Below are 25,920 nucleotides of genomic sequence, written 5' to 3'. Positions count from 1 at the left end.
TGATATGTAGAGTTCCTTGGTCTCTAATAGGTGCCCAATTTGTGCCCAGAATTCATGAAAAATGATGAAAATAAGTATAAATAAAATAAACAGATGCTTTGAATAAAAGCTTTTGTAACTCATGATATGTTTTTACTAGGTTGAGGGACTCGATTTAGATGAAGATACCAAAACATATTGGTATCTTTTTTTGTTGTTGGAGTTATTAAATCTCCTTTAGGAGTTCATGACATGCCACCAACAACACGTTATTGCACATATAAAAAAGAAGCAACTGCTTAGGCAGGTTTCTGCTGTCTTTTAACACCATATAGTTCACCCTCATATGTAATATAATGTTGTTAAAACATATTGGGTGATTCCTTTAAGAGACGTGGCACCGAGGAGGAAATGATAGATGGTTTATTTCGTAGTATTTTTTTGTTTTGCTATTACACTGCATAATATTGAGGAAGCTATTTGGTTACCTGAGTGGTCACAACAACCTTCAAAGTTTCAAAAGCCAGTAACCTCAAATGAATTTCATTTTGCTGTCATTGTTATAACTATGTTGGCTTATTTATCTGCATTTGGTTTTTTATATATGCCAGAATCAGATATTGCAAAATGGATTTTCATTGGCTTTCTAGGTTCTATGGTTATCAACGCTATTTTTCCACATCTTATTGCAACTGTTTTAATGAAAAAGTATGCACCTGGACTTCTTACGGGCTTATTGCTTAACATTCCAGTAAACTCATTAGTTATTTATCAAATGTTTTTAAAGAATTTGATTGTATGGAAGGAGTTAATAATATCTACGTTGGTTGTAGGAATTATTTTATTAGCACTTATTCCATTATTATTTAAAGTTGGTGATAAAGTATCTTCTTAATGAGTTTGATTTGATTAGAATTGAGGAAGAAGGTGAAACTTTTATTCGTAAGGAAGAAATTGGAATTCTTAATCAATATAGATGAAAAAATGCAAGGTCATTCATTGTTTTGGCTCACCATTTTTTAAACCATAATTGATGTAAACGTATAGAAAAGATGGCAAATAAATATAAAGAGTCTAATGAAAACAAGCTTTCATAACCAATGTTATGGATTTACTATGTTGAGGGTCTAGCTTAGAAAATCATACCAAAACATCTCGGTATGGTTTTTTTATATTATAATTATTCAATCCCCAAAACAACTTTATTTGGAATGGGAAGATTAATCTTCCCAACCCTTATCTTCGTCAAAATCCTCTTTACCTTTTTTAAGTTGCTGAAGAAGAAATTCAAGAAAACTATTTGCAAAGTGATCATAGTACAGAAGTCAAAGTGGCTGCAGATAGGGTAGGGGCATAGGTTACTAAAATAATTAGAAAAAGCTTACTCTTTTTGATTAAGCTTTTTTTAAATGGTTGTGGTTTAATGTTGGTTTACTTATAAAAAATAGAACCCCAAATATATGGAAGTTCCATTCTTATAACATTGAATTGTTCAACTAACGCACCCGTTACTTTAAGTACAACTCTTCTCAAACTTTATTCATTTTAATAAACCATATTTATTTTTAATCACGGTTATTTAGAGCTATTACTATAGTGTCTAGGCGAAAATACGTTTTTTAATGCACTTATTATTCCAGGCACAAGAAAGAAGACGCCAAAAAAGACAGTAAGTAAATTTAATTGTGGTGTTTCATAAAAAGTAAACCAATTTATAAAAATTGACGATTCCGTAATTCTCCCAAATAGTGTTCCATCAATCTCTCTATAATTAGGTAACCATACTGTTGTTTCAAATGTAATAAAAATGATCTGTGACAATAAAAATACACCAATTTGAGAAACCCAATATTTTTTCAAAAATGGAACACTTTTTTGCTTTTCAGCCAACTAATATTCCTCCCTGCATTAGATACCATTTTATATTGATATACGGAAAATTAAAGAATAAGTTTCATAATCTAATGTTGATGGATTCTAACACTTGAAACCAAGCTAGATAATTGTTCAGATATTGAAGGAAGTTGATGCGGAGAGATACCTGCATACACAGCAAGAATGGGAGCAATATTAAAGTTAGAATTATTTTTTTACGACAGGGCAATGAGTGACATAACACTTGATGAAATGTAGAGTTCCGTTGGTCTCTAATAGGTGCCCAATTTGTGCCCAGAATTCATAAAAAATGATGAGGTGTAAATAAAATAAACAAATGCTTTGATTAAAAGCTTTTGTAACCTATTATACGTTTTTACTAGGTTGAGGGTCTATCTTAGAAACCATACCAAAACATCTTGGTACGGTTTTTTTATGTTGTAATCATTCAATTCGAGGAAAATCTTTATTTTGAGGGAGTGTAAAGATTAATCTTCCCAATCCTCATCTTCATTTAAATCCTCTTTACCCTTTTCTAGTCGCTGAAGAAGAAATTCTAGAAAATTACTTGCAGCTGTATATCCATATCCTTATGTTTATCCCAAAGAATAACTAGACACTCTCCATCTACCATTCTGTTTGTATCAAGACAATAAGAAAATTTATCTATATACTCAATAACAACAAGACCTGGTATAAGATTGTAGAACGCTCTGTATTCTTTGGTTTGCTCTACAACTTCAGCGCCTTCAGAGTCATAACCAATAATCATTGTTCCGTATGCGACACCAAAACCGTGAACTTATAAAACATAAATTACACCAGATCGAACCTAACAAAATCATGAATTTTATCAGGTTCTTTATGCGATCAGGTTCATGTTAAATCAAAGTAATTTAGGTAAACATAAAGGTATTTTATATTTTTGTATAAGTTTACTTTACTTTTGTATAAGGTCAGTTTATAATTTGGCTCAAGAGGTGATGGTCATGAAGAAAGATTTTGGTGATTCGATCTCAAATAAGGTTTATGAATATCGTGTACTTGCCAGATTGTCTCAGCAAGAATTAGCAAAGAAAGTCGGGGTTTCCAAACAAACCATCTTCGTAATGGAAAAAGGAAATTATGTTCCGACTCTGCTGTTAGCTTTTCGAATTGCCGAATTTTTTAATGTGGATGTAAACGAGATTTTTACTTATGAGAAAGGAAATGATCAAAAATGAAAGTGAATTCGATCACAGATACTATCACTAACGCAATGTTTTCCCCTTTAAGGTCTTGGGCTGAACATTCTCAAGGAAATTGGAGTATTCTTATTGGTAGCGGGTTTGTATTGCTTGTAGTCGGGTTGATTCTGACAATCATATTTCTTAAAAAAATGGGTAAGGCTGACGAGAGAACAAATCAAATATCATTAAAAAGTGCCCTCTTTATGTTATATGGAGTCATTTTGTGCGACTTGATTTTCCCGAAAGAATATATGTGGCAAGTTTTCTTCTTATTTAAATATTCTCTTGCGCTATTAGCTTCAGGAATCTATCTAGCCGTTCGATATAAAAAAGATTTTTCAAACTAAAGAACTAAATGGAAAAATGTAAATTCAATTACCAATAAATATAGTGGCTCTGTAGTTTTAATTGTTTTAAGAGAGGTAACGATTTGAAGGTGTGGGGAAGTAAGGGTGTTAATTACTCACCAATTATTAACATAATTCATACAAGCTTATGACATGATGTAAAAAGGAGTTAGAAAGTGTAATGAAAATAAGCTTTCATAACCAATGTTAAAGAATTACTATGTTAAGGGCCTAGTGGGTGAATAACCCGTGGAGGTTCAAGTCCTCTCGGCGATCCCATTAATACCAGGGGTTTCATCACCTTTGGTATTATTTTTTTGTTGCAAGTGTATGTGGCATTAAAAAAGTGCTGACCCCTGCACAAAACTTGTTGCGCGAGTCTGCACTTTTATTCTTCAAGATACACTGTCCCTTATCTCGATTAAGGGAGTGTATTTAATCCGTTTTTAGCCGCACTGATACTTGGCTTTTAGAAGCTTTTTTTAAATGGTTAAAACCAACAAATTTTTTGCCTTCTTCATCCCATAGTCGGAATTTTAACGACTTAAGACTTGTTGCCAGTGTAATGGTCGGAACGTTTTGCAATGGTTCAGTGTTGTTATGTACTTCTTCGAGCTTATAGTTTGGGACTCTCGGGCTTAAATGATGAACATGATGGAAACCGATATTGCCTGTTAGCCATTGCATGATTTTTGGAAGCTTATAAAAAGAGCTTCCTTCCACTGCTGCTTTTACATATTCCCAATGCTCATCTTCTTCAAAATAAGAATCCTCAAACGTATGCTGAATATAAAACATCCAAATTCCGAGGGTTCCCGATATCATAAAAATTGGCGCTTGAACCAGCAGGAAGTTTTGCCAGCCGATAGCCCAACATAAAAGTGCTGCCAAAGCGACGATACCCAGGTTCGTTACATACGTATTCATCCGTTCTTTGCGTTTTGCCCCTTTACGATTAAAACGATTGGTAATCCCGAAGACGTAAATCGGCCCAATAATAAACATGACAAACGGATTTCTGTACAAACGGTACATGATTTTTGTCTTCGTTGAGGCTTCCTTATACTCCTCAACGGTCAGTACCCAAATATCGCCTGTACCGCGTTTGTCCAGGTTGCTGCTTGTCGCATGATGGACAGAATGGTCGTGTGCCCAATGATCAAAAGGATGCAGAGTCAGAATTCCTGTTATTGTTCCAAGGATTCGATTCGCCCTTCTGTTCTTAAAAAAGGAATAGTGGCAGCAATCATGAAAAATGATGAAGGTTCTCACCAAAAATCCGGCCGCAACGACAGAAATTGCTAGTGTAAGGAAATAAGAAATTGACAAGCTCTTATATGCCAAAAACCATAACAGGAAAAATGGTACCAATGTGTTAATGATTTGATAAATACTTTTTTGTAAATCGGACTTTTCGTAAGGGGTAACCAGTTTTCTCAAAGTCCTTAGGTTTTCTTTACTCATTTATTAAAGTTTCCCCTTCCCTAATGTTCTTAATCTCAGTATAGAAAACGTTTTATTCCCTTTGAAGTCCCAGCTGTCATACTCCATATATGATAAGTATCATGGTTTTGTTATAACTTGCCAGCCAGCTAAGGATCCTTTTCAAAAGCTGTCAAATGGAGCGATTTTTCAATCCATCTGTAAAATAGTTGGAAATGCGAAACTGATTTCCAGCTTAATTAAATCTTTATTAGCAGGGACAGCCTGGAAACAAAAGTTGTATAAAGATTATACCCATCTCTTTATCGAGCCAAACTCTCTCCCTGCACTCTTATGGGAATCGGTTTATTTAGACCGTGAACCTTGATTGAGAAACAAACATGGTAATGAAGAAAAGGAAGATGATTTGAGATCAAGTTTTAATTTTTATGAGGATTTTGGCAAAATGGGGATATACCATGGTGACGTTTGCACATCTGCAGAAATAAAGCTTTACCAGTGAACAGCCCTGGTTTTAGCACTTGAGCCGAGCTTTGTAAAGAAATCCTTAACAATCAATAATGAAGTACGATTAAGCAAAGAAAAAGGGTTGAAGACACTCGCGATTCATTTTCACGGTGTTTTCAAACCATAGTTATTGAAGGCCTCTTTTTCTGCATGTTTAACAAATAATGCCACGAATAAAACAATAATATTAATTTGCATTTATTTCCGTTTCGTGTTATTCTAAAGAAGAATTATTTTTGTTCGTGTAAAGGATGAATATTGACTTTTCGTCTTGATGATACTTTGGGCAGGGATAGTAATTAAATGTGTGGTAACACACTAGGAGGCAACAAAAATGGAACAAGGTACAGTTAAATGGTTTAATGCAGAAAAAGGTTTTGGATTTATCGAACGTGAAAATGGAGACGACGTATTCGTACACTTCTCTGCAATCCAAGGTGACGGATTCAAATCTTTAGACGAAGGTCAAAAAGTAACGTTTGACGTTGAGCAAGGTGCTCGTGGAGCTCAAGCTGCTAACGTTCAAAAAGCTGCTTAATCTTAAAACGTTTATAGAAACAGGCTCTTTATATAGGGGCCTGTTTTTTTACGTTCTCTATAATACTAAAACTCAATAAAAAACCCTACTCAACGTGCGAGTAGGGAGATGTTACAAGGTAATAGCAAAAGATTTAACGCTTCAAAGGTTTGTTTATAGTATAACACACTGGATTGACAATATGCGGAATGTATATAAATTATTTATTTTTCTTTTCGAATACAAGTACATACTATTCTTTCTTTTTTTACTAACCTGTGGAGATCGGTTGATTTAGACCGTGAACATTGATTGAGTCCATTAATACGAATTGAATGTTGAGTGTCAAAATTATTGAAAGGCTTTGGAAAGTGGTAATGAAGAAAAGGAAGATAATTTGTGGCCCAATATTCTTGGCAAATAGGGCTAAACAATGAGTGACAGTTTGGAGACATCTGCAGAAACAGCTGAACTTTTTTAAAAAAATTTGGGGTTTCAAACCGTAGATATTAATAAGTCTTCTTAAACCATGTTATACATTCGATGCGGGCTTATTGACATTTTCTATTTAGCCTACCGCTTATGCACAGTATCCACACCTTTAACAAATATGCCATGACTAAAATGATAATATTTAATTGCAATTATTTCCGAATCGTGCTATGATAAAGAAAGATTATTTTTGTTCGTGTAAAGGATAGTATGAATATTGACTTTTCGTCTTGATGATACTTTGGGCAGGGATAGTAATTAAATGTGTGGTAACACACTAGGAGGCAATAAAAATGGAACAAGGTACAGTTAAATGGTTTAATGCAGAAAAAGGTTTTGGATTTATCGAACGTGAAAACGGAGACGACGTATTCGTACACTTCTCTGCAATCCAAGGTGACGGATTCAAATCGTTAGACGAAGGTCAAAAAGTAACGTTTGACGTTGAGCAAGGTGCTCGTGGAGCTCAAGCTGCTAACGTTCAAAAAGCTTCTTAATCTTAAAACGTTTATAGAAACAGGCTCTTAATATAAGAGCCTGTTTTTTTGCGTTCTCTGTATAATTCAATAAAAAACCCTACTCAACGTTCGAGTAGGGAGATGGTACAAGGTAATAGAAAAAAGATGTAACGCTTCAAAGGTTTCTTTACAAGTATAACATAATGGATTGACAATATGCGGTAATGTATATAAGTTATTGATTTCTTTTCAAACACACCTACATCTTATTAGGAAGTAAACGTTTACGCAAAATTTTAAAAATCATAGCCAACTCTATGTGTCGTGTACCAACCGCCAAAAGCGCCACGCTAAACGGGAGTCATCCAAGATAATTCCGACACTCTCCTTCCTTTTAATCCATCACCTCAGATGAAGTTTATGTAGTATTCTCTTATTACCAACGGTGAACAAAAAGGACCATCCCTTTTGTAAAGAATCATCCTTTTTTTAAGTATTCTTGAAATGAACATAACAGGTGATCCATCTGCAAGATTTCCACTTACTTCAATTTTTTCATAAGACTCCGTCTTATTTTTATCGTTGACCATATTTTATGAAAAGAAGATAAACAATTACAATTTTCTGTCGCAGTGGATATAGGAAATTCCTAAAGATAGAGGGGAGATTGATTGATTTTTTTCTAGAAATAATCACTTAGCTATTCCTAACACGATGAAAGCCCTACCTCTCTTCCATCCTTACGGCTCCTTGTCCGTGCCAGTGTGAATCAGGATTACAAAAATCAAGTGACTATTTTATCGAGTTTTTGATAAAACTTCAAATGTTTGTAGAAGAAATTTAAACAATAAAAATGAATTAGCTGTAGGAATAACAAAAGAGGTTAATGTTCTAAAAGTACGTTGAAGAAGTAGAACGTCTGAAATGATTCCATTTAATCATAACATTCTGAAAAATCCAGGATGTTTATTGGAATGCCATACGTTTTCTATAATTAACTTTAACAGAAACTTTTTATTTGATTTTCAGTGATTCCTTTAATTACTTCCAGTTCACTAATCAAAAATTCATATGCATTATCCAACATTTTTTTTTCGCTTGAATTAAGTGCTTTTTCTTTCTTCATACGCATTAAATCACGTACAACTTCAGCACCTTCTTGTATTTCACCCGTTTTTATTTTGTTCGTGTTTACTTGATACCTTTGTTTCCACGGCAGTAACCTATCTGATTCTCCATGCTGAAAAATGTGTATAATACGTTTTAAAGCAAGAATATCAGTAACTGGACGTATATTTGAGCTCAATATTTTACGCGTTGGAATCATAACTGTCATATTACTGATTGACATTTTTATGACATAATACTGTTGTTTTTCCTCTAAAAATTCTTTTTCTTCAATGGCTTCAATTATTCCTGCTCCGTGCATTGGATAAACAATGTTATCGCCAATTTGAAACATATCATCCACCTCCATATATGGTAACCTTTTTAAGCTTACCATATATGGAGGTGTAATATCAAATATTTAATAATAACATGATAATATTTTTATTGTCAATAACTTTTTAAAAAATAAATCGAGCAAAAACAACATCAAAACAATAGGCTACGTGTCGTATTCCCCAATAAAGGAAATGTCATTTGGTCCATGTATATCCTGAAACCTCACCGATTTAACATAGATCAGTTTTTCATTGAAAATGTGTTATGAAATCTCCTTTAGGAATTCAAGACTTGGCATCAATGACATGTTTGCTGGTCTAATATGGGCACAAATTTAGTCAAGGAGTAGACCATGTGTTTACTCCTCGTCATGAAGTTACTTCTGTATGATCTGAATAAGATTGCCGCATGTATCGTCAAATACAGCTATTGTGACTTCTCCCATTTTTGTCGGCTCCATAGTGAACTTCACGCCTTTTTCCTTTAATCGTTTGTACTCTTTTTGAATATCTGTAACGCCAAACATTGTTGCTGGGAAGCCCTCGGCGAATATCTTCTTTTGATACTCCTTAGCGGCAGGATGTTCATTTGGTTCGAGTAAAAGCTCGGTTCCGTCTTGATCCTCTTGAGAAACAAGCGTTATCCACCTGAATGTACCCATGGGAACGTCCTCCTTTTTTACAAACCCCAGTTTTTCTGTATAAAACTCCAGTGCCTTGTCTTGGTCTTGGACGAATATACTGGTAACAATGATTTTCATACTGTTTTTGCCTCCTTTGATATGTATGACGCATGGTACTGGCTGCAAGCAAACAACCCACACATTTGTCAGAAGTCCTGTTCCGAGTGTCATGAAACAAACGTATTCCTACATGAATTAGGGAAATCGCACACTCAAAACTTAAGAGCGTATTAAAACGAAGCTTCCTAACAAAGACTTTATTTACTTTAACTTATGTTGAAGCTAAATGACAAAATTATGTTGATTTGAAATACTTTAGGGAAGGGGATTTAATTACCGATAAAAGTCATGATAAAAATACTCAGCGAAATTTTTTTCTAATGGTGAAACTCAACTTCTATGCACTTAATGGGTTTATTTACTAATCTGTAAATTTATGTCTTAATAGTAAGGGGTGAAAAATATTACTTATAGCCCGTGATTTGGCTGCATAATCTTTCTCTGAATATAAAATGGAAAAAGGCAGTGCCCGTTTATAGGTACATGTATAAAAAAAGGAGCCATAACAATGTTAAAAAGATTTCTTCTGGTTTTACTTACACTGATTATGTCTATAGTTGTTATACTAGTGGCTGCTAAAGATTCCCCTGGAGATAATGTCATTTCATTTGATGAGCCTATGATCTTAATGATATCCATTGGGATTGTTGTATTCTTATTCATCCCTCCATTAGCCTTGTCCTTTTTTGGAAACATGGTTGTAAGAATAATATCAGGAGTATACCAATGTTTTATCGTTTTCACTTTTCTAGGGATGATTCCAATTGGATTTCTTATTCCCAATGGCTTTTTGACAATTCTTGTTTCTGTTTTAGGAACTTTAGTCAGCATAATTAGTGTTGTAGTAACCTTATTAATTGATAGGAATAAAGAAGTTAAATCTTAATATTGAAAAGCTTATCGCTCTTATCGAGGAAAGAGGCCTTTCATTGATCAGTGACACTAACATGATCGTGATAAAATGCTTTTGCTCCTTGGCACTCATTGTCATGCAAATCAGCAACAGCCTCCAATGCTTTTCTTAGATTTATCATTTGATTTTTCAATTCTTTATAATCTTTTGCTTGATTAAATGAGGAGGGTCCTGATGACAAATCGTAGAACGAATCCTAAGGTTGATGAATTTTTAAGTAAAGCTGAAAAGTGGAAGGAAGAATATGAGCGGTTGAGAGATATCGTTCTTGATTGTGAGCTGACTGAAGAATTTAAGTGGATGCATCCTTGCTATACGTTTAATAAGAAAAACGTCGTTTTAATACATGGATTTAAAGGATATTGTGCGCTTCTGTTCCACAAAGGCGCCTTGTTACAGGATCCTCACGGGATTCTCATCCAACAAACGGAGAATGTACAGGCGGCGCGCCAGATTCGGTTCACCAATGTTCAAGAAATAGCTGAAATGGAACCCATCTTGAAAGCCTATATTAAGGAAGCCATTGAAGTTGAAAAAGCCGGTTTGGAAGTGAATGTTAAAAAGAATACGGAATACATCATTCCAGAAGAACTTCAACATAAATTCGATGAATTTCCTGCTTTGAAAACGGCTTTTGAAGCATTGACCCCGGGACGGCAAAGAGCATACATTCTTTATTTTTCTCAAGCCAAACAACCCAAAACTCGAGAGTCAAGGATTGAAAAATATATGAAGAAAATTCTCGATGGGAAGGGATTAAAGGATTCGTCAGAAAGGCATTTTGCTAAGTGAGATTTCTATGAATCTGTCATGAAAGAAGCATTGAAGGATGAAGGAATACCAAGATTTTTGAGTTCCTTGGTATTCCTTGTGTCACAAAAAAATACAGAGGGGCGGTTCAAAGTATGAAAGAACTGCCCCTTATTTTGTTTGGCATTTTCGTTTAAATAAACCGATAACTGATTAATGAATAGCCATTATGTCAATGAGGCGCTTGATTTTTTCACTGTCTCCTGTATCAACGTACACGGTTTTTGTATTTTTTATTATATTCTCAGTCACTTCCCGCATTACGCCATTACTTACATCATCAGAGGAATCCCAGCGTAAAGGAACATTATATACTTTAATCGTGCCGTCGCCATTACCGCTATAGGTTACAGAGCCATCCACTAAACGAGAGCCTGCTAACTGGATAACATCTTCCGGATAGCTAGCACTGGTGTCATCATTTGGATTGATTGGTTCGCCAGCCGAAATATGCCGAACATTCAATTCATCTAGCTCTTGATTTGCTCCAAGCTGCAACCAAACTCTGGCATATTCGATTTTCTCAGAGGGATATTCCGCTAATACATTGTCTTTTTGGCTTTTCTCCTCATTTCTTACTTCTTCTGAAGAGGTTTCTTGTGATTCATCTGTTGAGGATTCTTTTGAAGCATTTTCATTTGTTACGGATTTTTCTGATCCTGTTGTTGTCTCTGATTCACCCTTGCTTATTTGGTTGCTATCGTCAGTCTCATTATTATTTTCTTCAGAGTGTAATGAAGAATCATTATTTGATTTTTCTTCCTTACCGCCCATACATCCAACGAGCAATAAGACGAGCAGCATCAGGACAGCATTACAATAAAAAATATTTCTCAGTTTCTTCATTATTTCATTCCTCCCCCTCATCAACAGCCTTACATGCTTTTCTTAATTTATTCAGTTGATTTTTCAGTTGGTTATACCTAATATTACCATGGAATAGAAATGAAGTTCGAAAAAATTATAGGAGAGGTAACGAATGCTAGATCAATCGAGTAAATCTAGACAGCTTTTTGAAATGATGACCACACGATATACGGGTGGCATTAATTGAGGAATTCCCTATCTTTTATCAACTATATTGAATGCTTTTTATTTATTTCATCATTTGGTGATGTACTAGAGTGTGTGAATATGCGGTCTAATATCTGTTCTGTAAATGGCATAAAGGAATTAAGGATTATACCTCCTAAACAAACGGTTAATAAAGTCCCGACGCCAACTGGCCCATTTAAAATGATTGCAGCTATCAAGAATAAGAGGTAAATGAATGTTCTCGAAAAAAAGATATTTGTTCTGGTTAATTCTTTTATGATGAATGTCAATCGGTCAACTGGAATCGGTGCAAAATTTGTGTGCAAATAGGTTGCAGTTCCTAATCCTATAACAACTAAGCCGATTCCAAAACAAATCACTTTGCTGTACCATAGGTCAGGTGTTAACAAATTGTGCAATAAAAAAAGCCACATATCAATGCCAATTCCCGTTATAAATGCTGTTAACATCCCCAAAACTTCTGGTCTTTGTCTTTTCAAAAATGAATTACAACATATCAATATAAACGCTATTATGATTTCCCAACTTCCCACTGTAAGCCCCACATTCTTGGACAGTCCTACCACAACTGCATCAAAGGGTGAAGTTCCAAGGTTTGATTGGATCGTGAAAGAAATACCAAGGGTTAAAATGAAAATTCCTAATACATAAACAATATATTTCACTGTACTCGACCTCTTTTTTGTTCATTTTATTGCAAATACAATAAAGTTAATTTATATTTAATATATGGCATCTTTGTTGTATTTGCAACAAAGATATGTACTAAGGAGGTCATGATGAAGGAAATTCTTCGCGAAATCGGAATGATTGCCAGGGCATTAGATTCGATAAGCAATATAGAATTTAAAGAATATAACCTCACAAAAGGGCAGTATTTGTACCTTGTCCGAATATGTGAAAACCCAGGAATCATTCAAGAAAAATTAGCTGAAATGATTAAAGTAGACCGAACAACAGCGGCTCGTGCCATAAAAAAGCTTGAAATGAATGGTTTTATTAAAAAGATGGATGATGATCATAACAAAAAGATAAAAAAACTCTTTCCAACAGAAAAAGGGAAAGATGTGTTTCCCGTTATAAAAAGAGAAAATGATCATTCGAATAGTGTCGCATTAGCGGGGTTTTCTGAAAAAGAAGCAGAAACCATTTTTTACCTTCTTCAACGAATTAGAAAGAATGTAGAAGTTGATTGGGAATATGTAAAAAAGGGGAACAAGAGAGATTATTAATTTTAAAAGGAGCATATATGAGCATGAGTATAAAACTAAAAAAGTGCAGCCATGAAGATTTAAAAATACTCCAAGAAATAAGTATTGAAACGTTCAATGATACATTCAGGAACCAGAATTCGCCAGAAAATATGAAAGCTTATTTGGAACGTGCATTTCATTCTAAACAGTTGGAAAAGGAATTATCCAATACCTCTTCACAATTCTTTTTTGTTTATTTGAATCATGAAGTCGCTGGATACTTAAAGATCAATACCAATGAGGCTCAGTCTGAAGAAATGGGTGATGAATCACTAGAAATCGAGAGGATTTATATCAAGAACAAATTTCAAAAACATGGTCTTGGCAAACATCTGTTCAATAAAGCTGTGGAAATTGCGCTGGAATCTAATAAAAAGAAAATCTGGCTAGGCGTATGGGAAAAAAATGAAAATGCTATTGCTTTTTATGAAAAGATGGGGTTTGTTCAAACTGGAGTCCACTCTTTTTATATGGGTGATGAAGAACAAATAGACTTTATCATGATCAAAACACTCGTATAACTCTTTATGAAAGGCGGGTTTATATGTATATTCCAAAATACTATAAGGTGACAAATGTAGATGACATTTGGGACTTTGTTCAAAACAACTCATTTGGCACAATTGTCACAACAGCACAAGGGAAACCAATTGCAACTCATTTGCCATTGCAGTTAATGAAAGAGGGAGATACTTATTATATCACGGGGCATATTGCTTATGGGAATCCTCAATGGAGAACATTTGAAGCCTGTGAAGATGTGCTTGTTATGTTTCAGGGACCGCACGCCTATATCTCTTCCTCTTGGTATGAAAAGGAAAATGTCCCAACGTGGAACTATCAAGCCGTACATGTATACGGCACAGCCAGCATCTTGAACGAAGAAGAGTTAAAACATGACCTGACAATGTTGCTGCAAACATACGAAAAACATCGTAAGAATCCAGTTTTATGGGATAAGCTTTCTCCTCAGCTCTTAGAAAGCCAACTGAAAGGTATTGTCGGATTTAAGATGAAGGTGGGAGAAATTCAGGCTTCCTATAAATTAAGTCAGAACCGAAATGAAGAGGATTATATGAATATCATTGATCAATTACGAAATGAAGGAGATTCAAATTCAAAACAAATGGCAGAACTGATGGAAAAGCGATTAAAAGATGAAATATAAGTCCACTTTTATTAGCGAAATTTGAATTAATGAATAGTAATCAAATTTTTGATTCTACGCCTTCAACTTGTGTGAAAGTTCGAGGAACACTTGATGTTTTTAATTCTATTAGCGGGTGCTTCTGGCGGGGCTCTTTCGGGGGTGTTGATCTTTAATACAAGTTATGCCCTGCTATCTCGGAGTGACTCTAATCTATTTTTTTATGCACTTCACGTATAGCATTTCCTATTAATATCTCATCAGGTTTAACAAGTCACAATAGTAATAGAAGTAATCGGCACCTAGTTTGGGACAAGTTCCAAACAAAAGAACAAAACAGCGGGTCACAAATGCTTCCCACTGTTTTGTACGGTACTTAGCTGATATTTTCTTTAATTGTTTTGGAAAATGTGATTGATTTATTCTCGCTAACAAATGTTGAGCCTAAAAGGAGTGCGCCACCTAGCATTTGAACAATGGTCATTTGTTCTCGTAGGATAATGGCAGAAATTAATATAGCTACAAATGGGTCTACATAGCTTAGCATAGCAATACTCTGTCCTTTTAATTTTTGCATACCCGAGAAAAATAACCAAAATCCAATCCCAGTGTTTACAATCCCTAAAATGATGATAAAAGGAACGGATGATCTAGATACTCCAAAGATACCGAATCCTTCTGTGAAAAATACATATGGCAAGAGCAGGACTGCTGTTAATCCAAGTTGGATGATTGTAATCTCCAACCTGCCCATGCGGTGTATAAATTTATTTAGTAACATCAATGCAGCGTAACATGCAGCCGCAATTAATCCAAAAAAGATCCCAAGCAGATCACCTGTTCCAGATGCAATTATGCCATTTCCAACAATTAAAACCATGCCTATGATCGCTACACCAATACAAACCATTTTTTTGACAGATAATTGTTCCTTAAGGACAAATGGTGAGAGGATCATGACAAATACAGGTGCAAAGTAATACCCTAGTGTGGCATTAGTAAGTGTTGTATGATTGTACGATTGATAAAGAAAGATCCAATTTCCTCCTAATGCAATACCAGAAAGAAATAAAGTATAAGCATTCGCTTTGACTAATTTCCATGGAATGGTTTTCTTCATCATCATGAACACGACTATTAAAAATAGACATCCAATTGAACTGCTTAGTAAAGCTGTTTCACTCGAAGATAAATCAATGTATCTTACAACTAAACCCATTGTGCCGAAAATGATCATTGATAATATAAACTGAATCTTAGATTTCATTGTCTACTCCTTCGAATCTGCGAAACAGCTTATATTTCGCAGATTTTTAATCTGTTTTATATATAAGCTTATTCACTGCTGATTCAACAGCTGGAGTAAACGGCGGTGGCGGTGAAGTTGAAAATGGCTTCCAAGTGTATAGAGTTGTATTTGAGTGTGGCATGCGAATCCCCCTATGTATATGCGTATTTTTGAAAAACTGGATATGACGAAAAGATGGTTATACTAGATTATACATGAAATTTTTTCTTGAAAGATATGAATGTTTCATATTTGATTACGGCTCATAAAATAACATCTTTTAAATAATAACTCACCCCACACAAAAAGGAACCCTTGGCGCAGAACGGTTCTGCTTAAGGTCTCTTTTCCGGAGTAAGCAACTTTTTCTGCATTGATTTTTCAGATGTAAAAAAATACAACTTATTTACTTTTATCATATTATAATAGGGTATATCAATAGGATCGGAGTGTGATTGAATGCAAACGAAAATTTTATCTTTATGTATGTAATACAATGTCAGACTGGGAATACGGATATTTGATTGCTGAACTAAACTAAGGAAGATATTTCAAAAAAGATGCAGTACCTTTAAAAGTAGTTACAGTAGGAGCTAATCAAGAAATGGTTACTACGATGGGAGGTCTGAGCATAAAACCAGATATTTCTATTGATGAGTGTATCCTTGAGAATAAAGATCTTTTCATATTACCTGGAGGGAATACTTGGGGAGAAGATATTCATCAGCCTATCTTGAAAAAAGTTGGCGAAGCTTTAGAACTTGGCACTATTGTTGCTGCAATTTGCGGTGCAACGGAGGGCCTCGCGAATATGGGATACCTAGATTCTAGAAAGCATACAAGCAATGATGTAGCGTATCTTAAAATGGTCTGCCCTCATTATAAAGGAGAAACATTTTATGAGAGGGAGCCTGCGGTATCTGATGAGAATTTGATTACTGCATCAGGCGTAGCTCCTCTGGAATTTGCGATGGAAGTACTGAAAAAATTAGATGTATTTGCGCCAGGTACATTATATTCATGGTATAACCTCAATAAGACTCATCAGCCTGAATACTTCTACCAATTAATGAATTCAATAGAGAGATGATCGAAATCATTCAACTGAGTTTTTTGATGATAAACTTATTTTAATAATACTAAGAAGTGATGTATTGTAATAAAAACAAACCTCTTAACCCGAAACTGATTGAAACATTTAGGTTCCTCCACCTCCATTGTTATGTGGCATACATGCCCATAACACCACTACTACGGAGTGTAAAGAAAATAAGCTTTGATTTAGGGGACTAGTAGGTGAATAATCCGTGAAAGTTCAAGTCTTTCGGCCGCATCAAAGATACCAAGGGGTGTAGACCCCTGGTATTTTTTAATGTTCTCTTTGCTTTTTACAGTTTACTTCTTTTTATTTCGCTCGTTACAACATTCAGTTAAAGTAAAATGGAATAAACAAAGGTTTTCCCCGTTTTTGCATAGTCTTTCTTACTTTGCGAATCGCCGAGCAGCTGCCACGCACAATATAACGGCGATATTCACTGCTACGAGTGCCCAGCCCACTTTCTCGTGCAGAATCACTGAGGCAAGCAGCAGTCCAAAGAAGGGCTGGAGGAGCTGCAGCTGTCCAACCGCCGCAATACCGCCTTGGGCGAGACCTCGATACCAGAACACAAAGCCGATCAGCATGCTGAATAAAGATACATACGCAAGACTGAGCAGCGCAGGAACGCCGACGCCCGACCATGAGTCCGGCGTAAAATAGAATGATAATGGCAGCATAAGAGGAAGCGACAGAACGAGAGCCCAAGAGATCACCTGCCAGTTTCCCAGCCGCCGTGAGAGCCGTGCTCCTTCTGCATAACCGAGTCCGCATACGACAATAGAAGCCAGCATGTATGCGTCACCGATCGGGGAGGATACTCCGCCTTGAATGAGGGCGAATCCTGCTACTAGTAAGCTGCCTGCAGCCGAGAAAATCCAGAAGGCTGGCCGGGGGCGTTCCCCTCCGCGAAGTACGCCGAAGATCGCCGTCGCGAGCGGAAGTAGTCCAATGAAAACAATGGCATGGGCGGATGTGACATACTGAAGCGCCAAGGCTGTCAGCAACGGGAAACCAACCACCACGCCGAACGCTACCACCAATAGCGCAGTTATGTCACCTTTGGCGGGTCGCTGCTGCCGGAAGATGAGAAGGAGCGCCCCGGCCAATACACCAGCTATCGCAGCGCGGCATACGGTGAGGAACAACGGATCGAAGTCCGCCACAGCCAAGCGGGTCGCAGGTAGCGATCCGCTGAAAATGAGCACCCCCAGAAAACCATTCATCCAGCCATTTGTTGCTTTGTTCATTTACAATCACTCCATCATATGTTTCTTCTCACAAGATCATTTTTTCTCTGGCAAAACCTGTATTTAAGGATTACAATGACTATAAACTGTAATTGACCTTTTAAAAACAGCCAGTTTTCATAAAAAAATGCATACCAGTTAGGGGAAACGAGCAAATGGATATCACGCCTTTTTTAAATAGAAATCTGGATATTCCGCTTTATCAGCAGCTTTATCAGTATTTCAAAGAAAACATGCATCAGGGGCGTATTCAAAAAGGAATGAAACTGCCATCAAAGAGGCTTCTGGCGAGTCAGCTTTCCATCAGTCAAACGACTGTTGAGCGTGCCTATGAACAGCTTGCTGCTGAAGGCTATATTGTGAGCAAGCCAAGAAGCGGATGGTTTGCTGATTATAATGATGCTGATTTTGTCCATAGTAAAATGTTTAGCACATCACCAGTGAGACAAAAAGCGCAGAAAAATGAACAATGGATTGATTTTCACTATGGAAATGTAGATTCATCTCACTTCCCTTTTTCCGCTTGGCGAAAAAGTATGGTCAATAGTTTAGACCAATATGGCCAAGAGCTTTATCGGCCAGGAAATGCTTTAGGGGAGCTTGAGCTGAGAACACTTATTGCAGAGTACCTGTATCAATCACGCGGAGTTCATTGTGTCCCTGAACAAGTGATCATAGGTGCCGGGAACCCTTTTCTTCTGCAAATCTTGTGCCAGGTTTTTGAACCGGATATTTTCATAGGATATGAGGATCCGGGTTATCCAAGAGCTAGGAAGATTTTTGAAGCCAATCGTATGAATATCGTTCCTATACCGGTCGACGATGAAGGAATTTGTATACAGAAGATCAAAGAACACCAGCCAACCCTTGTTTATGTCACCCCTTCTCACCAATTTACGCTGGGAACAATCATGACAATTAACAGAAGAATGCAGCTGCTCAAATGGGCGGCAGACAATCAATCATTCATCATAGAGGACGATTATGACGGAGAATTTAGATACACAGGACAGCCGGTCCCCTCCTTGCAAGGGCTTGACCAGCATAACCGTGTCATTTATATGGGCACTTTTTCTAAATCTCTTCTTCCTTCGCTGCGTATCAGCTATATGATTCTCCCTTCGCCTCTTTTGGAAAAAGGCCATGACATCACTTCTTTATATAAGCAAACAGTGTCCTGCCACAGTCAGCTGACGCTGGCTCAATTTATAAAAAATGGAGAGTGGCAAAAACACATCAACAGAATGAGAAAGCTATACCGAAAGAAAAGGGCCATTTTATTAGAGACTGTGCAAAGAGAATTAGGAAAACACGTCAGGATTCGCGGGGAAAATTCTGGACTTCGTATCTTACTAGATGTTTTCTTGCCATTCAGTGAAAAAGAGTTAATTGAGAAGGCAAAGGAATATGGAGTCAAAATTTATCCGGTTTCTCTTTCTTATCAAAAACATCCTCCTACAAAAACGGTTTCACTTGGATTTGCAGGGGTCTCGGAAGTCAACATACGAGAAGGCATAAAAAAGCTGAAAGCTGCTTGGGAGATATAAGGAGCTTTCAGGTTTGCCATTTGATATTCCTTCAGGTTGAATAAAAGAGCGAGTGACGGAGATTAACAATGTTGGCAGAAAAATCATACGAAAACGGCTTTTGTATTTTGCCTTTAATCAAAAAAATCGGTTCATTTTATTGAATTTTATGAAAATTTATGATTATAATTAATATATCAAAAAAAATTGATTAAAGAGGTGATATGATGAATGATACCAAATTAGAACTGTTTCAGATTTATGAGAAAAAATTTAAAGCTCTAGCAGATCAAAAACGGTTAGAGATCATGTATGAACTTTGTCAAAGAGGAAAAACCTGTGTTTGTGATTTGACTGAGATCTTTAATATGACTCAATCAAAGCTTTCTTATCATCTTAAAATATTGCTGGACGCGAACTTAATTACTAAAGAAGTTAAGGGAACATGGAGCTATTATGATGTAAATAATCCTGAGTTCAACCAATTACTGTCAGAAGAGGTTTGTTGTGTATTTAGAAAGAGCAGGGAGGGATGATGCGGTTACATTTTAACCATTAAATCAATATTTCTTGATGAATATCAATAAAGGGGGAATCATTATGATGTATGTTCATGTAGGAGTGAATGTAACCAATTTAGGGGATTCGATCACATTCTATGAAAAAGTTTTTGGAGTGAAACCTGTAAAAGTAAAAACAGACTATGCAAAGTTTCTGTTAGATAAACCGGGATTGAATTTTACGTTGAATGTTCGTGATCAGGTGCAAGGGAACCAAGTGAATCATTTTGGATTCCAAGTCGATAGTGTAGATGAAGTGTTGAGACATAAGGAGCGGCTTGAAAAAGAAGGCTTTTTTGCACGTAAGGAAATGAATACAACATGCTGTTATGCAGTCCAAGATAAATTCTGGGTTACAGATACCGACGGAAATGAATGGGAGTTTTTCTATACCAAGCCGAATAATGATGACCCACAACAAGTTTCTCCCTCTTGTTGTGTAACACCTGCGTGAAAGTGTTAATTATTTAGATGAAGGTCAAAATTTCCTCCAGCTAGGCAGAGTGGGTAAACATAAACATTAAGCTCGCTTAGCTGAACATAGTAAAAAGGAGCAGCACTTGTTGCTCTTTTTCACCTTTCTTTTTTTCATCATTTTTATATCCTCAGCTTCACCTAGGGGTGGTTCGGCTTGAGGCAAATGAAGCGACAACAATGAAGAAGTCTATAAAAACAACGATTCACAGAAATACTATGATATTTTCTACCTTTTTTGATTGTTTACCGTTTTTTCAGAATTCCTTTTCGGCTTATACTTTGCACCCCAAGGGAAGAAGTCGGCCGGGCTATGAACATGTAGAAGCAAGTTCTGGAACTTATCAGAGGAATTCATTTATTGGTTTACTATTGGGAAATATACATATACCTTCTGAATATGGTCTTTAGTACAAATAACTCTATTATGGTATATTTAAATAAGACTAAATATTCGAAACGAGGAATGATATGAATACGAACAAAAAACAAAAGCATATTAAAATAAAAAGGATTCTGCAAGTCATAATGGTTATTATTGGAGGAATTATAGCGGCATATGGACTGGAAACCGTATTGATTCCAAACAGTGTGTCTGATGGAGGGGTGACAGGCCTTAGTATCGTTGGTTCACAGCTATTTGATTTGCCATTAGGAGTCCTTATTGCAGCTTTAAATATCCCGTTTGTCTGGTTAGGATATAAGCAAATCGGGAAAGACTTTGCATTATTATCCATTATCGGAATCGTATCACTTGCCGCAGGTACAATGTTTTTTCACCATACTCCAGCTATCATAGAGGGGGATACCTTGCTAATAACCGTTGTTGGCGGGATTATCCTTGGATTGGGAATGGGGTTGGCCTTACGTAATGGCGGCGCATTGGATGGAATTGATATGCTCGCTGTGCTGCTATCTCGAAAATTGCCATTTGGAACGAGCGATCTCATTTTATTCTTAAACCTTTTTGTGTTTATTTTTGTATCCATTGTATTTGGCTTACAAGGGGCATTACTGTCAGTCATTGCTTACTACATTGCGTCTAAAGTTATACATATCGTTGAGGAAGGCTTAAGTGGTTCTAAAACCTTTCAAATTATTTCAACCCAGCCTGAATTAATGGTAGAGACAATACGTGATCAGTTAGGTCGAAGTGCTACCTATAAAGAAGCGTATGGTGGTTTTTCCCACGAGAAATTTAAAGAAATTACATGTGTCATCAACCGCCTGGAAGAAACAAAACTAAAGGAAATTATTAATGAAATTGATAAAAATGCCTTTGTTACCGTATATGACGTAGCTGAAGTGAAGGGCAGTAATTTTAGAAGACATACGAGTCATTAGAGAAAAACACAACGTCTAACCTAAAAGCGAGAAACCGCTTTTAAAATGGTAAGCCTCAGAAATTTTATATTAAATTGTTTCTGTCATTTGCTCAGAAAATCTGTACTGGAATTACATTGCCTCCTGTCTCGTATAATGAGAATAGGAGGCTTTTTTGTATCAGGTTATGCTTAAATGGAGGGATTTATTTGAATATTGAGCTGCAAGAAATAGATATGTTACAAGCGGATTCGGGTCCTTATGGGATAGCGGTCTCTCGTGAAGGAAATGTATGGTTTACTCAACATAAAGCAAATAAAATCAGTTGTCTTCATCAAGATGGAACAATCAAAGAATATATTGTTCCAACTCCTGATGCACGAGTGCTGTGTTTGACTATATCATCAATAGGTGATATTTGGTTTACTGAAAACGGGAAAGATAAAATTGGAAGGCTTTCAGCAACGGGCGTATTTACAGAGTACCCATTACCCCATGCACATTCAGCGCCTTATGGAATTACTGAAGGTCTTCACGGTGATATTTGGTTTACTGAAATGAATGGAAATCGCATAGGGAGGTTGACAGCAGAAGGTATGATTCATGAATATGAACTGCCGAATAAAGAATCATATCCTTCTTTTATTACGTTGGGGCCCGATGACTCGCTTTGGTTCACTGAAAATCAAAACAGTGCGATTGGCAAGATAACAGGATCAGGAGAAATAACGGAATACCCAATCTCAACACCGGGAGCAGCACCAGTCGGTCTTGCAAACGGAAATGATGGTGACCTTTGGTTTACAGAAATAATGGGGAATAAAATAGGAAGGATCACGATGTCCGGCGAAATAACGGAATATGATATTCCTACACCAAATGCCCGGCCTCATGCTATTGCTGCGGGAGTCGAATCGGATTTATGGTTCACTGAATGGGGAGCAAATAAAATAGGAAGGTTAACGAAAGAGAGAACCTTTGAAGAATATACAATCCAAACCCCTAATGGCGAACCTCACGGAATTGGCTGTGACAAAGAAGGCTGCGTATGGTTCGCATTAGAGTGTAATAAAATCGGAAAGTTACGCTTTCTGAAATAAACATTGAGGTTTAGTCTAAGAACAATGCATGATTTAAAAAGCATACCTAGAACATTGTATGCTTTTTCATCTCCCTGAAATAATGGTACATTAACTGAAACTGAGGTTTCATCAACGTAGATTTTCAAAAAATTAAGTACTTATAGTTCTTTTACCATGACCTTCTCGCCGTTATAATCGAGCTCGCCATTAAATGTAAAACCGAATTTTTGATACAGGCGCAAAGCATGAATGTTGTTCTCAAAAATGCTTAAATAAATTCTGTTACATGTATATTGCTCAGCAAGGTGATGAATAAGAGCTTCAAGCATCATGCTTCCTAATCCTTGACCTTGAAAATGCTCGTCAATGAAAAATCGGTCAAGCCACACTCTTCCGTTTTTATTTTCTTCATCAATTTCTGGAAACCATCCATACATAGCAAAACCGACTAATTCTCCTTCGTAATAAAGTCCAGCAGGTTTATAATACTGACATTTTGTTGCCTCCTCTAGACATTGCTTCGTTGATTCTATATATGATATTTGGCTCTTGTGAACATGAAGAGACAGAATAGATTCACGATTCTCTTCAGTTACCGCCTTTATCTCAATATTCATAGTCATTCTCCTTTTATCTGTTTATCTGAAAAGGACAGAAGCTTTTCAGATCAATTGTTACGCTTTCATCCACATCATGTAGTCTTATAAAAAACAATGAGTTCTGTAGTTAATCCCCCAACTTTACTTTTGAACAAAACCTTCATTAAATCCTTTTTATAACCTTTAACTGATAGCTCATCTAACATCACTTCTTTTCATAGTTTTGTCGCGGCAGCTGAGGAGCTGCTCTTTTTTTTAACCCTGTATGGGAGTCTTGCGGTACACTAGGTGCTCTTTCATAAATTAGTTTTACCTGAACATTCTTTATGGTGAGCATCTTCTTTTTATTGATGAACAGGTGAATTTCCTGAGCAAAAATCCAATTTTTCCGGAAGTTTCGGTAAAAAACGAAACTTTTAGCGCGTGTATTTTACTTTATAATGTAAGCGGTTTCTCCTATAGTATACTTATACTATCGTACATCATTTGAGTGAAACACAGGAAGGATAGAAAAACAGATGAGATACATGAATACTAGACAAAAAGACATTTTGTATCTGTTGTTATCTGAACCTGATGACTATTTAGTCGTGCAAGATTTCGCCGACAGGGTAAAGTGTTCTGAAAAAACGATCAGGAATGATCTGAAAACAATCGAAGGTTATCTGCATGAACATTCCCCTGCTCAGCTCATTCGCAAACCAGGATTAGGTGTCTATTTAAATATAGAAGAACATGAAAGGGCCCGGTTAACTCAACAATTAGGTACTGAACATTTTGGCTCAAAGCACCAGTCCGATGAAGAAAGAATTCTGCAAATCGCTTATCAATTATTAATGAACCCAAAACATGTGTCAGCAAAAGAAATTGCTGCTCAGCATTTTTTGAATAAGTCTTCCATCAAAAGGGATTTACATGAAATTGAAAAGTGGCTAAAGCGATTTGATCTCAAATTGGTGTCAAAGCAGCGGCTCGGTTTAAAGATTGAGGGAAATGAAAGAAATAAAAGAAAAGCATTAGCCAGAATCTCTGATTTGATTGTTAATCCAGAGTTTACAAGTCAATTTATCAAAAGCAAGTTCTTAAGTCATGAAGTGAAATTTGTGGCGAATGAATTCAAAACATTGCAAAAGCACCATTCTATCTATTTCACAGATGAAACGTTCGAGAATCTATTATTGCATACATTGCTGATGATACGCCGAATCAAAATGAAGCAGCCCATCTCGATTTCGCCAACAGAAATGGCAGCAGTAGAAAAGAAGAAAGAATATCAGTGGGCAATGACATGTTTAAAACGGCTGGAAGCGGTTTTTGCCATCCGCTTCCCTAGAGAAGAAGCCGTGTATGTAACGTTGCATATACTCGGCGGAAAAGTTCGTTTTCGAGCTCAGGGAGAAGAGAAAAAGGTTCTGGAAAATCCCTTGCTTCCTATGGTTGTGCGGCATTTAATCGATCGTGTATCAGAGCTGAAAATGTTTGATTTTCATAATGATCAGGATTTGATCAACGGATTGAACATCCATCTCAATACAGTGCTAAACCGGCTTAGTTACGATCTTTCTGTATCAAATCCAATGCTAAATGACATAAAAAAAATGTACCCTTATCTGTTTCATATGATCATTGACGTTCTGGAAGATATCAATCAAACGTTTGCTCTTTCTATTCCTGAGGAAGAAGCCGCTTATCTGACATTGCATTTTCAAGCTGCGGTCGAACGTTTGCACCACAGCAGCGAGAAGCGTAAAAAGGCAATCATCGTCTGCCACATGGGCATTGGAATGTCACAATTGCTGCGAACAAAAATTGAACGGAAATTTCATCAAATCGCGGTGAAGGCCTGTATTGCAAAAGCTGATTTAGCAGATTACACAACAAAGCATGGGGACGTAGATCTTGTCATTTCCACGATAGCGTTAGAACATGTGCCGATTCCTCATATTGTTGTATCACCGCTGTTGGAGCCTTCTGAGGAGAAGAAACTAAGTGCATTTATGGATCAGGTTGACGTATCGCAACGCCAAACACAAAAAACGTTTAAGATGCTGAACAATACGACTCCTTTCTTAGTTTTTTTGCAGCAAGAGTCAGTTCATCGCTATAAGCTGATTGAACAAATGGCAATGGTTTTATACGAGAAAGGCTATGTGGAAAAGGAGTATGCCATTCATGCTGTGATGAGAGAAAAAATGTCGGCGACAAACATTGGAGCTGGCATTGCGATTCCTCATGCAAACTCTAAATTGATTAAACAATCAGCGATTGCGATTGCCACATTAAAAGAGCCGCTTGATTGGGGGGCCGAAAAAGTGTCACTCGTCTTTATGCTGGCTGTCAAACACGAGGATCAAAACATGACAAAGCAATTGTTCCATGAACTGTCATATCTGAGTGAGCAGCCGGCATTCATTCATAAGCTGACGAAGGAAACAAATGTTATGAGATTTTTATCTTATTTGGATTATTAAAAGCGGGGCTTCGATGCCCTGCTTTTTTTTTGTATAT

General features: G+C 36.5%; 26 protein-coding genes and 5 pseudogenes. 20 read left to right on the top strand and 11 right to left on the bottom strand.

The features are described from left to right. The first annotated feature begins 397 nt into the window (after positions 1–397). Positions 398–874 (top strand): HXXEE domain-containing protein, encoded by a 477-nt coding sequence (locus NST16_RS15300; RefSeq protein WP_101860326.1) that lies wholly within the window; start codon positions 398–400, stop codon positions 872–874. 680 nt (positions 875–1,554) lie between these two features. Here NST16_RS15300 and NST16_RS15295 read toward each other — a convergent pair. Both NST16_RS15295 and NST16_RS15290 read right to left on the bottom strand, forming a co-directional pair. Then, positions 1,555–1,869 (bottom strand): YfzA family protein, encoded by a 315-nt coding sequence (locus tag NST16_RS15295; RefSeq protein ID WP_340887405.1) that lies wholly within the window; start codon positions 1,867–1,869, stop codon positions 1,555–1,557. Positions 1,870–2,342: 473 nt separating this feature from the next. Next, a pseudogene (locus NST16_RS15290) lies at positions 2,343–2,653 on the bottom strand (SMI1/KNR4 family protein); the annotation flags it as partial. 190 nt (positions 2,654–2,843) lie between these two features. On the opposite strand from NST16_RS15290, the gene NST16_RS15285 reads away from it, so the two are divergent. Together NST16_RS15285 and NST16_RS15280 are read left to right on the top strand one after the other, a co-directional pair. After that, entirely contained in the window at positions 2,844–3,077 is a 234-nt protein-coding gene (locus tag NST16_RS15285; RefSeq protein ID WP_003240464.1) for a helix-turn-helix transcriptional regulator, read from the top strand. Next, positions 3,074–3,430, top strand: a complete 357-nt coding sequence (locus tag NST16_RS15280; RefSeq protein ID WP_326197412.1) for a DUF2178 domain-containing protein — start codon at positions 3,074–3,076, stop codon at positions 3,428–3,430. The genes NST16_RS15285 and NST16_RS15280 overlap by 4 nt, the downstream gene beginning before the upstream one ends. Before the next feature lie 435 nt (positions 3,431–3,865). Here NST16_RS15280 and NST16_RS15275 read toward each other — a convergent pair whose 3' ends face one another. Further along, the gene (locus tag NST16_RS15275) at positions 3,866–4,894 is read right to left on the bottom strand and encodes a fatty acid desaturase (RefSeq protein WP_340887403.1); all 1,029 of its coding nucleotides are present in this window, start codon (positions 4,892–4,894) and stop codon (positions 3,866–3,868) included. Between the two features lie 61 nt (positions 4,895–4,955). On the opposite strand from NST16_RS15275, the gene NST16_RS20880 reads away from it, so the two are divergent. The 3 genes from NST16_RS20880 (at position 4,956) to cspC (NST16_RS15265) (ending at position 6,886) form a co-directional block, all read left to right on the top strand. After that, positions 4,956–5,240 (top strand): molecular chaperone TorD family protein, encoded by a 285-nt coding sequence (locus NST16_RS20880; protein ID WP_445684597.1) that lies wholly within the window; start codon positions 4,956–4,958, stop codon positions 5,238–5,240. A 474-nt stretch (positions 5,241–5,714) separates the two neighbouring features. Continuing rightward, entirely contained in the window at positions 5,715–5,918 is a 204-nt protein-coding gene (gene cspC, locus NST16_RS15270; RefSeq protein ID WP_010333136.1) for a cold shock protein CspC, read from the top strand. A gap of 764 nt (positions 5,919–6,682) precedes the next feature. Further along, positions 6,683–6,886 (top strand): cold shock protein CspC, encoded by a 204-nt coding sequence (gene cspC, locus NST16_RS15265; protein ID WP_010333137.1) that lies wholly within the window; start codon positions 6,683–6,685, stop codon positions 6,884–6,886. Between the two features lie 961 nt (positions 6,887–7,847). On the opposite strand, the gene NST16_RS15260 is transcribed toward cspC (NST16_RS15265), so the two are convergent. Next, a complete protein-coding gene (locus NST16_RS15260) occupies positions 7,848–8,309 on the bottom strand; it encodes a CarD family transcriptional regulator (RefSeq protein WP_268444368.1) in 462 nt (153 codons plus the stop codon). A gap of 360 nt (positions 8,310–8,669) precedes the next feature. Further along, a complete protein-coding gene (locus NST16_RS15255) occupies positions 8,670–9,053 on the bottom strand; it encodes a VOC family protein (protein ID WP_340887401.1) in 384 nt (127 codons plus the stop codon). A gap of 155 nt (positions 9,054–9,208) precedes the next feature. Between NST16_RS15255 and NST16_RS15250 the strand changes: the two are divergent. Both NST16_RS15250 and NST16_RS15245 read left to right on the top strand, forming a co-directional pair. Continuing rightward, positions 9,209–9,375 (top strand): annotated as a pseudogene (locus tag NST16_RS15250) (tetratricopeptide repeat protein); the annotation flags it as partial. A 168-nt stretch (positions 9,376–9,543) separates the two neighbouring features. Further along, positions 9,544–9,921, top strand: coding sequence for a hypothetical protein (locus NST16_RS15245; RefSeq protein ID WP_010333140.1), 378 nt, complete (start codon positions 9,544–9,546; stop codon positions 9,919–9,921). 43 nt (positions 9,922–9,964) lie between these two features. Here the strand turns inward: NST16_RS15245 and NST16_RS20875 are convergent. Further along, positions 9,965–10,129, bottom strand: a pseudogene (locus NST16_RS20875) (hypothetical protein); the annotation flags it as partial. Between NST16_RS20875 and NST16_RS15240 the strand changes: the two are divergent. After that, positions 10,123–10,740, top strand: coding sequence for a YdeI/OmpD-associated family protein (locus NST16_RS15240; RefSeq protein ID WP_340887399.1), 618 nt, complete (start codon positions 10,123–10,125; stop codon positions 10,738–10,740). The pseudogene NST16_RS20875 and the gene NST16_RS15240 overlap by 7 nt on opposite strands. A 171-nt stretch (positions 10,741–10,911) precedes the next feature. Here the strand turns inward: NST16_RS15240 and NST16_RS15235 are convergent, their stop codons facing one another. Together NST16_RS15235 and NST16_RS15230 are read right to left on the bottom strand one after the other, a co-directional pair. Beyond that, complete coding sequence (locus tag NST16_RS15235) at positions 10,912–11,604, bottom strand: hypothetical protein (protein ID WP_340887398.1); 693 nt, start codon at positions 11,602–11,604, stop codon at positions 10,912–10,914. 230 nt (positions 11,605–11,834) lie between these two features. Continuing rightward, positions 11,835–12,479 (bottom strand): YczE/YyaS/YitT family protein, encoded by a 645-nt coding sequence (locus NST16_RS15230; protein WP_268444381.1) that lies wholly within the window; start codon positions 12,477–12,479, stop codon positions 11,835–11,837. A gap of 114 nt (positions 12,480–12,593) precedes the next feature. Here NST16_RS15230 and NST16_RS15225 point away from each other — a divergent pair, with 114 nt between their 5' ends. The 4 genes and pseudogenes from NST16_RS15225 to NST16_RS15210 all read left to right on the top strand — a co-directional run. Further along, on the top strand, positions 12,594–13,046 hold the full coding sequence (locus NST16_RS15225; RefSeq protein WP_340888385.1) for a MarR family winged helix-turn-helix transcriptional regulator: 453 nt from the start codon (positions 12,594–12,596) through the stop codon (positions 13,044–13,046). 23 nt (positions 13,047–13,069) lie between these two features. Further along, positions 13,070–13,588, top strand: coding sequence for a GNAT family N-acetyltransferase (locus NST16_RS15220; RefSeq protein WP_340887394.1), 519 nt, complete (start codon positions 13,070–13,072; stop codon positions 13,586–13,588). Positions 13,589–13,611: 23 nt separating this feature from the next. After that, positions 13,612–14,235 carry an FMN-binding negative transcriptional regulator gene (locus NST16_RS15215; protein WP_340887392.1) on the top strand — a complete coding sequence of 208 codons (624 nt, stop codon included), beginning with the start codon at positions 13,612–13,614 and terminating at the stop codon, positions 14,233–14,235. A gap of 41 nt (positions 14,236–14,276) precedes the next feature. Further along, positions 14,277–14,454: pseudogene (locus tag NST16_RS15210) on the top strand (MFS transporter); the annotation flags it as partial. 136 nt (positions 14,455–14,590) lie between these two features. On the opposite strand, the gene NST16_RS15205 reads toward NST16_RS15210, so the two are convergent. Beyond that, entirely contained in the window at positions 14,591–15,481 is an 891-nt protein-coding gene (locus tag NST16_RS15205) for a DMT family transporter (protein WP_326332646.1), read from the bottom strand. Positions 15,482–15,998: 517 nt separating this feature from the next. Here NST16_RS15205 and NST16_RS15200 point away from each other — a divergent pair. Beyond that, positions 15,999–16,592, top strand: a pseudogene (locus NST16_RS15200) (type 1 glutamine amidotransferase family protein). Positions 16,593–16,984: 392 nt separating this feature from the next. Here NST16_RS15200 and NST16_RS15195 read toward each other — a convergent pair. Then, positions 16,985–17,848, bottom strand: a complete 864-nt coding sequence (locus NST16_RS15195; RefSeq protein WP_268450666.1) for a DMT family transporter — start codon at positions 17,846–17,848, stop codon at positions 16,985–16,987. A 155-nt stretch (positions 17,849–18,003) separates the two neighbouring features. On the opposite strand from NST16_RS15195, the gene pdxR reads away from it, so the two are divergent. From pdxR to NST16_RS15170, 5 genes are all read left to right on the top strand, one after another. After that, complete coding sequence (gene pdxR / locus NST16_RS15190) at positions 18,004–19,395, top strand: MocR-like pyridoxine biosynthesis transcription factor PdxR (protein ID WP_268450662.1); 1,392 nt, start codon at positions 18,004–18,006, stop codon at positions 19,393–19,395. Positions 19,396–19,601: 206 nt separating this feature from the next. Then, positions 19,602–19,910 carry an ArsR/SmtB family transcription factor gene (locus NST16_RS15185; protein WP_168747036.1) on the top strand — a complete coding sequence of 103 codons (309 nt, stop codon included), beginning with the start codon at positions 19,602–19,604 and terminating at the stop codon, positions 19,908–19,910. 64 nt (positions 19,911–19,974) lie between these two features. Further along, positions 19,975–20,388: an ArsI/CadI family heavy metal resistance metalloenzyme gene (locus NST16_RS15180; protein ID WP_340887383.1), complete on the top strand. Its 414-nt coding sequence runs from the start codon at positions 19,975–19,977 to the stop codon at positions 20,386–20,388. Positions 20,389–20,879: 491 nt separating this feature from the next. Further along, entirely contained in the window at positions 20,880–21,752 is an 873-nt protein-coding gene (locus NST16_RS15175; protein ID WP_010333153.1) for a YitT family protein, read from the top strand. A 188-nt stretch (positions 21,753–21,940) separates the two neighbouring features. After that, a complete protein-coding gene (locus NST16_RS15170; protein ID WP_340887380.1) occupies positions 21,941–22,831 on the top strand; it encodes a Vgb family protein in 891 nt (296 codons plus the stop codon). Positions 22,832–22,971: 140 nt separating this feature from the next. On the opposite strand, the gene NST16_RS15165 is transcribed toward NST16_RS15170, so the two are convergent. Next, positions 22,972–23,430, bottom strand: coding sequence for a GNAT family N-acetyltransferase (locus NST16_RS15165; RefSeq protein ID WP_340887378.1), 459 nt, complete (start codon positions 23,428–23,430; stop codon positions 22,972–22,974). 500 nt (positions 23,431–23,930) lie between these two features. Between NST16_RS15165 and NST16_RS15160 the strand changes: the two genes are divergently transcribed. Beyond that, positions 23,931–25,883 carry a BglG family transcription antiterminator gene (locus NST16_RS15160; RefSeq protein WP_340887375.1) on the top strand — a complete coding sequence of 651 codons (1,953 nt, stop codon included), beginning with the start codon at positions 23,931–23,933 and terminating at the stop codon, positions 25,881–25,883. The last annotated feature ends 37 nt before the right edge of the window (positions 25,884–25,920 follow it).

Origin of the sequence: Bacillus sp. FSL K6-1005 (assembly GCF_038000225.1) — a bacterium.
In the GTDB taxonomy this organism is placed as follows: domain Bacteria; phylum Bacillota; class Bacilli; order Bacillales; family Bacillaceae; genus Bacillus; species Bacillus mojavensis.
The sequence above is the reverse complement of the archived record's forward strand: the minus strand, read 5'-3'. Positions and strand labels throughout refer to the sequence as shown.